Origin of the sequence: Streptomyces soli, from assembly GCF_003999195.1 — a bacterium.
Classification (GTDB): domain Bacteria; phylum Actinomycetota; class Actinomycetes; order Streptomycetales; family Streptomycetaceae; genus Actinacidiphila; species Actinacidiphila soli.
Window position 1 is genome coordinate 1 of record NZ_RJVR01000159.1, and the last position, 4,097, is coordinate 4,097.

Here is a 4,097-nt window from a genome sequence, read left to right on the forward strand (position 1 = left end):
GGTAAGGGCTTCTACTCGCTGGACTCGCACGACTCGCTCGGGCGGGGCCGCCACCAGATCCTCGACAGGGACTGGAAGGTGTGCTCCCAGAACTACGCCGCGGGTAAGTCTGTCCCGACCGATACGACGCTGGACTTCGGGGCAGTCAAGCTCGACGAAAACTGTCCCTCGAAGGACAAGGCGGCACCCAGTCAGGCGGGCAGAACGATGCCAAACTTCGTGGGTGAGTCGGTGAACACCGCCCGTGGTGCACTGGACTCTTCCACGTCGATCACGGTGAATGACGCCAGCGGCGACGACCGCATGATCCTCATCGAGTCGAACTGGCAGGTGTGCAGCCAGGACCCCAAGCCAGGTGTGGCCTTGAATGGTCAGCCGGTCGAGTTCACCGCAGTGAAGTTCGGAGAGAACTGCCCCTGAGCCATCGGCTGAACGCAAACCCCCCCCGCCCCTCGAATTCGCCCAACGGGGGCGGGGGTTCGCTGTTCACTCGGCTGCGGCGAGCATGCCGTATGCCGGTGGTGGCGGATCCGGCCACGCTTCCGGCTGCTCTGCAATCCGGCCCCCTCTACACTTTCCCTGGCTGATGGCATCGCCCATTACGGCTCACTCCCGAGGAGCGTTTCTCCTTGCCCTTCCCTCCCAGTGACATGGTCGCCGCATACGGCATACACCTGCACTTCCAGGCTCTGGAGCGGATGCTGCTCGAACGCCACCCCAAGTTGGCCGGCCGGGTCTACTTCAACTCCGCCGAACCCCATAGGTACCTGAGGGTCAAACTGTCCGGAGACGAAGGGGTCGGGCTGGCCCTGGTAAGAAGCTGTCCTCTTACCGATCTTGAGGTTTGCGGGTCGAACTGGAGTCTCGTTCGGGGGATCCCGGAGTGACCGGCGCATGAAGGCAGGGCCTCCTGAACATCTCGTGGGTGTTGAAGCCTTACGAGTACCAGGAGGCCCTGTTGTCGCAGTGTTCCGTGCCGGTGGCTGTGGAGTCCAACGCCGGTTCCCGGTCGTGTGAATGTCTCGCGCATGTGTACGGCAACGCGGCCGACCAGCCGGAGCGGGTGCGCCGGTATCCGTCGGACATGACCGATGCCGAGTGGGCCCGGGTCCGTGCCGCGCTGCCGGTACCGGGGTGGCTGGAGGGCCGGGGCGGGCAGCCGGAGGGCTACTGTCACCGGCAGATGATCGACGCGATCCGCTACCTGGTCGACAACGGCATCAAGTGGCGTGCGATGCCTGTGGACTTCCCCGCGTGGAAGCGCGTCTACGCTTTCTACCGGCGCTGGCGCGACCAGGGCCTGATCGCTGAGTTCCACGACCGGCTGCGCGGTGCGGTCCGCCGGGCGGCCGGGCGGGATCCGCAGCCGAGCGCGGGTGTCATCGACGCGCAGTCGGTGAAGGCCGCCGCGACCGTGCCGGCTGCCACCCGGGGTTTCGACGGGGGTAAGAAGATCAACGGCCGCAAGCGGCACATCGTGGTCGACACGCTCGGGCTGCTGCTGGCCGTGATGGTCACCGCGGCCTCGGTCACCGACCGGGAGGCGGGTCGGGAGCTGCTGGGGCGGGCGCGGGCACGGTACTTCCGCCTGGCGCGGGTGTGGGCCGACGGCGGCTACACCGGGCCCCTGGTCGACCTCGTGGCGACGCTGTGGCGGATCGCGCTGACGGTGGTCAAGCGCAGTGACGATACCTCTGGGTTCGTCGTGCTGCCCAAGAGGTGGCTGGTGGAGCGGACGTTCGGGTGGCTGATGCGCTCACGGCGCCTGGCCCGCGACTACGAGAGGCGCACCGACACCTCCGAGGCCATGATCCTGTGGTCGATGACCATGGTCATGAGCCGCCGCCTCGCAAAGTGGCCAGGCTGAACCGGCCCGGGACCGGTTCGGCCAGCCACCCCCGCTCCACCAGGCGCTTGGCCTTCGACCGCACCCCTTCCACCTTCGCCGCCACCAACTCCAGGCCCAACGCCGCCGCGATCTCACGGCAGTTCACCGGCCCACCCCCGGACCGCCCGCGATCAGCCACCACGGTCATGATCCGCTGATAGTCAGGGGACAGCGCCGCAACCTCCAGCCCCTGCCGCCACACCGGCACCGCCGACCGCGGAGCAGCCGCAGTCTCTTCCGGTGCCGGGCTCGGCACGGCCGGCCCGGCGTCGCCGGCCGCCGCCCCCACGGCATCCGGCGCACCCGGTTCATGCGGCACGGTCAACACCTCGCTCACCGTCTCCCGCGTGATCACCAACCGCTGCCAGCCGGCCTGCGCCTCGCGCAGCACGGCCATGAGCCGGTCCATCTCCTCCAGCAGCGACTCCACCCGCTGCCGGGCAGCCAACTCCCGGTCCTCCAACAGCCCCAACACCGACGGCATCCGGCACCTCCACCACAGAGACGACACGACGTGCCATCCCTGCCGCACGGCAGCCGATCCCATGCCTGACCAGCGGAAAGTCAGCGATCAAGTTCGGTAAGAGGACAGCTTCTAAGGCTCGGCCACACGTTTGTATGGCTGCTCGTCGATCCGGTGCTGGACAGCGAGCCCTCCGTTTGGCCGCTGAACACACCCGACGAGGTGCTCGTCGACGCCTTGTACGCCCATGCGTCGGCTCACCTCGCCGGCGTGCCGGTCGCGTCGCCGTGGCGCTGGCACGAGAGCGAACCGTCGGACATGACCGAGCTCGCCGATCTCCTGGTCGAACGAGGCGTGCGCGTACGGCGCGTAGTGGCGGGCAACGGGTATTTCCCCTACGGACCGCGCCACGAGCTCAAGCTCCACATCGCGCAGGGGAGCGAAGGGGCCTACGTCGAGGCCGAGTTCCCTGGCGCCTTCGTCCGGGTCTCCATCAAGCCCAGCGTCGGCTGGCTGGTCGACATGCACTGCCCGGAGTGGGGTGCCTGGGGGCGTGTCGATCTCGGCTACTCCCTATGGCAAAGGGAACTCCCGACGCCCGGCGTGCCGCGTGCCGACGTCCCCGTGAGTCGGATCGCCGACCTGATCGGCGACGGGCCGAAGGCATGGGTCGAGAGCGACGCTCCCTGGGAACCGCCCAAGCCCTCGCGGGCATCCGCCGAGCCGCAGTCCGAAGTGCAGGAACCTCTCTTCCTCGTCGACGCGACCGAACCCGACTCAGCCTTGCGGCCGCCAGGCTCCGGGGAAATCGCGGAGGCCGTTCTGGAACAGCTCACGGGCTTCGGCTTCGGAGGGACGTCCGCGAAGGCGGCTCCGACAGCCCCATCCACTCCGACGCCTACCACATCGAGTGGAGTGGCCGGGCCAAGAACCTGTCGACGTCCGAGATCCAGCGGCTGAACGGCCTGGCAGCGGCGGCCGGCGACCTACCGAAGCGGCTGATCGTGATCACCAGCGGCGGGATCAGCCGACCGGCAGCGGCCTTCGCGGACAGGGCCAAGGCGTTCATCTACCACCTCGACCCTGCCACGGGCAGGCTCGTCCCCCTGAACTCACGCGCCGATGACGTGATGCCGCCCGGCACAGAGCCGGACAGGTACGACCTGGAGCCCTGGTAGCCGAGTCGGCGCAACTGTCATCGGCACCGCTAAAGTGTTGACGTACAACACTCACCAGGGCAAACAGCGAACAGGTCAAAGGCCTCCGAAGCCGCGTGCGCAGGTTCGAATCCTGCCGGAGGTGCTTCGGCTGAAGAGCCAGAAGACCCCGCCACCGGTAGAGATGCTGAGTGAGAGGTCTCTGCGTATCCGCAGCCAGCGGCAGCCGAGCGCCGCCGGATGCAGTCGCAGGGCTGAGGACCGGGAGTAAGTCCTTGGCGTAGTCACCCGCGCGGGTGACACCATCAGGGCCTCTTGGAAACACGTGCGAGGAACCCCTGATGGCCTTCCAGTTCGACGGCTACACGCTGAGCATCAAGTCCGGCCGCCGCGCGGTGAGCCTCATGGCCGGCGGCGTGCACCGCCTGAGCCTGTTCTTCGAGATCGCTGCCATCGGCGAGTTCGCCGAGAACCAGCCCCACACCCTGACGGGCAAACATTCAGTGCGAGCGCGCGGTGTGACGGTTCTTGGCGTGGGGTGACGGCCGGTGACCGGTGGTCAGCGGCTGGTGGGGCGGGGTGGTCAAGT

Annotated in this window: 7 protein-coding genes; 6 read left to right on the forward strand and 1 reads right to left on the reverse strand. The window is 67.8% G+C overall.

The window, feature by feature from the left end:
- The 3 genes from EFK10_RS13960 to EFK10_RS13970 all read left to right on the forward strand — a co-directional run.
- Positions 1 to 420: hypothetical protein (locus tag EFK10_RS13960; protein ID WP_127356028.1), on the forward strand; the 420-nt coding region annotated here is incomplete at its 5' end.
- A gap of 209 nt (positions 421 to 629) precedes the next feature.
- Positions 630 to 887 (forward strand): hypothetical protein, encoded by a 258-nt coding sequence (locus EFK10_RS13965; RefSeq protein WP_127356029.1) that lies wholly within the window; start codon positions 630 to 632, stop codon positions 885 to 887.
- A gap of 38 nt (positions 888 to 925) precedes the next feature.
- Positions 926 to 1,867, forward strand: coding sequence for an IS5 family transposase (locus EFK10_RS13970; RefSeq protein ID WP_240677210.1), 942 nt, complete (start codon positions 926 to 928; stop codon positions 1,865 to 1,867).
- Here EFK10_RS13970 and EFK10_RS13975 read toward each other — a convergent pair.
- Entirely contained in the window at positions 1,833 to 2,372 is a 540-nt protein-coding gene (locus EFK10_RS13975; RefSeq protein WP_127356030.1) for a hypothetical protein, read from the reverse strand. The two genes, EFK10_RS13970 and EFK10_RS13975, sit on opposite strands and share 35 nt — an antisense overlap.
- Positions 2,373 to 2,525: 153 nt before the next feature.
- Between EFK10_RS13975 and EFK10_RS47385 the strand changes: the two genes are divergently transcribed.
- The 3 genes from EFK10_RS47385 (at position 2,526) to EFK10_RS13985 (ending at position 4,050) form a co-directional block, all read left to right on the forward strand.
- Entirely contained in the window at positions 2,526 to 3,311 is a 786-nt protein-coding gene (locus EFK10_RS47385; protein ID WP_164835988.1) for a hypothetical protein, read from the forward strand.
- A 44-nt stretch (positions 3,312 to 3,355) separates the two neighbouring features.
- Positions 3,356 to 3,529, forward strand: coding sequence for a hypothetical protein (locus tag EFK10_RS13980; protein ID WP_240677211.1), 174 nt, complete (start codon positions 3,356 to 3,358; stop codon positions 3,527 to 3,529).
- Positions 3,530 to 3,849: 320 nt separating this feature from the next.
- Positions 3,850 to 4,050, forward strand: coding sequence for a hypothetical protein (locus EFK10_RS13985; protein WP_127356031.1), 201 nt, complete (start codon positions 3,850 to 3,852; stop codon positions 4,048 to 4,050).
- The last annotated feature ends 47 nt before the right edge of the window (positions 4,051 to 4,097 follow it).